This window comes from Sphingomonas sp. NPDC019816 (assembly GCF_050274375.1).
GTDB lineage: Bacteria > Pseudomonadota > Alphaproteobacteria > Sphingomonadales > Sphingomonadaceae > Sphingomonas.
The window spans coordinates 1-2387 of the sequence record NZ_JBNNOB010000243.1; the positions used below are offsets into that span (position 1 = coordinate 1).

Sequence of the window (2387 nt, forward strand, 5' to 3'; positions counted from 1 at the left end):
TTTTTTTTTTTTTTTTTTTTTTTTTTTTTTTTTTTTTTTTTTTTTTTTTTTTTTTTTTTTTTATGAACTCCTTGAGGATGTCGTTCTGGATGGTCCCTTCCAGCTTGGAGCGGTGAACGCCCTGTTCCTCGGCCGCGACGATGAAGAAGGCCAGTACCGGGATCACCGCGCCGTTCATCGTCATGCTGACCGACATGGCATCCAGCGGAATGCCGTCGAACAGGATCTTCATATCCTCGACCGTGTCGATCGCGACGCCCGCCTTGCCGACATCGCCGGTTACGCGCGGGTGGTCGCTGTCATAGCCCCGGTGCGTCGCCAGATCGAAGGCGACCGACAGCCCCTTCTGCCCCGCCGCCAGGTTGCGGCGGTAAAAGGCGTTCGATTCCTCGGCGGTCGAGAAGCCCGCATATTGCCGGATCGTCCAGGGACGGCCCGCATACATGCTGGCGCGCACACCTCGCGTGAACGGCGCGAAGCCGGGCAGGCCGGGATCTGCGCGCACATCGGCGGCGGTGTAGAGCGGCTTGACCGTGATCCCCTCGGGCGTCTGCCATTCGAGGTCGCGCCCCTTCACCTCACGCACGGCAAGGGCTTCCCAGTCTGACAGCTCAGGGCGTTCGGCCATCGGGCCACTCCTCATCCACTCTTATTTTATTTCACTAGAGCGAAATTATCATACCCGCGCAAGTCTCACCGCCCGAGGAAACGCGGTGGACGCTTCTCGAAAAAGGCCCGGCCGCCCTCCTCGCCGTCCTGGGTCGCGCGGGCACTGCGCTGGTCGTCGGCTTCTCGAGCCAGCGCGGTGGCATAGTCGCCGTCCAACCCGGCGTGGAGCGCGCGGCGCATCAGCCCCAAGGCCACGCTCGGCCCCGCCGCCAGCCGCTCGGCGAGCGCCAGGGCTTCGGAGTCGAGCGCATCCTCGGCGACGACCTTGTGGATCATGCCCCAGTCGAGCGCGCGTGTCGCGGGCACCCGCTCGCCCAGCAGCATCATCTCGGCGGCGCGGGCACGGCCGATCAGGCGCGGCAGCATCCAGCTCGCGCCGCCATCGGGGACGAGGCCGATATTGACGAAGGCGTGGAGGAAATAGGCATTCTCGCTCGCGACGCAGAAATCACCGGCGAGCGCCAGGCTGCATCCGATCCCCGCCGCCGCACCTCGCACCGCGCAGACCACGGGAATGGGCAGGTCGGCGAGTGCCAGCATCGCGGGGTTGTAATGCGCGACCAGCGCGCGGTGGACGGTATCGGGGCCGATATCGCCACCCGATATGTCCGCACCCGAACAAAAGGCCCGCCCCTCGCCCGCGATCAGCACGGCACGGGCGTCGCCGCGTGCGTCGAGGGCTTCGCGGATCGCATCGAACAGCGCGGGCGGTGCGGCGTTCAGCCGCTCGGGCCGGTTGAGCGTCAGGACCAGCACATCGCCCCGGCGCTCGACGCGCAGCATGGTGTCGCTCAATGATCCTCTCCCGGCGTTTCCATCAGTTCGACCAGCACCCCGCCCATGTCGCGCGGATGGAGGAAGACGACCGGCGTGCCATGCGCACCGATGCGTGGCTGGCCCAGCAACGTCGCGCCCTTGGCCTGAAGCTCGGCGACGGCGGCGGGGATATCGGCGACCTCGAAGCACAGATGATGCTGCCCGCCCGCCGGGTTCTTCTTCAGGAAGTTGGCGATGGGGGATGTTTCGTCGAGCGGCTGGATCAGCTCGATCTGGGTGTTGGGCGCGTCGATGAAGCATACCCGTACGCCCTGCGGCGGCAGATCGAACGGTTCTCCGATTGCGTCGGCACCGAGGAGCTGGCGATAGGTTTCGATCGTCTTTTCGATCGAGGGCGTGGCGATGCCGATATGGTTGAGGCGGCCGAGGGTCATGTGCGCCTCCGACGTTTGGACATGGGGACAGCGCCAGCCCTCCCCCGCCCCCTCCCGCCTGCGGGAGGGGAGAAGCTCTGGGCGAGCGTTGCCCCCAAGCACGCCCCTCCCGCAGGCGGGAGGGGATGGGGGAGGGAAACCGCGACCATCTCAGAGCGGAAGATTGTCATGCTTCTTCCACGGGTTCGCCAAATCCTTGTTACGCAGCTTGCGCAGGCCCAGCGCGATCCGCCTGCGGGTGGAGTGCGGCTGGATCACCTCGTCGACGAACCCCTTGGACGCCGCGACGAACGGGTTGGCGAAGCGCGCCTCATATTCGGCCGTCCGCTCGGCGATCTCCTCCGGCGTCTTGCCCCGGAAGATGATCTCGACCGCGCCCTTTGCCCCCATCACCGCGATCTCGGCGGTCGGCCAGGCATAGTTGAGGTCGCCGCGCAGATGCTTGGACGCCATCACGTCGTACGCGCCGCCGTAAGCCTTGCGGGTGATGACGGTGATCTTCGGGAC

General features: G+C 65.4%; 4 protein-coding genes. All 4 read right to left on the minus strand.

Annotated features, from left to right (window positions below; genetic code table 11):
- A partial coding sequence (locus ACQKJZ_RS19035) for a methylmalonyl-CoA mutase family protein (RefSeq protein WP_427733239.1) occupies nt 1–628 on the minus strand: 628 nt, incomplete at its 3' end.
- A gap of 65 nt (nt 629–693) precedes the next feature.
- A complete protein-coding gene (locus ACQKJZ_RS19040; RefSeq protein WP_427733245.1) occupies nt 694–1452 on the minus strand; it encodes an enoyl-CoA hydratase-related protein in 759 nt (252 codons plus the stop codon).
- Nucleotides 1453–1460: 8 nt separating this feature from the next.
- Nucleotides 1461–1880, minus strand: a complete 420-nt coding sequence (mce, locus tag ACQKJZ_RS19045) for a methylmalonyl-CoA epimerase (protein ID WP_427733241.1) — start codon at nt 1878–1880, stop codon at nt 1461–1463.
- A 150-nt stretch (nt 1881–2030) separates the two neighbouring features.
- Nucleotides 2031–2387, minus strand: a 357-nt coding sequence (locus ACQKJZ_RS19050; RefSeq protein WP_427733243.1) for a carboxyl transferase domain-containing protein, incomplete at its 5' end; no start/stop codon positions are given.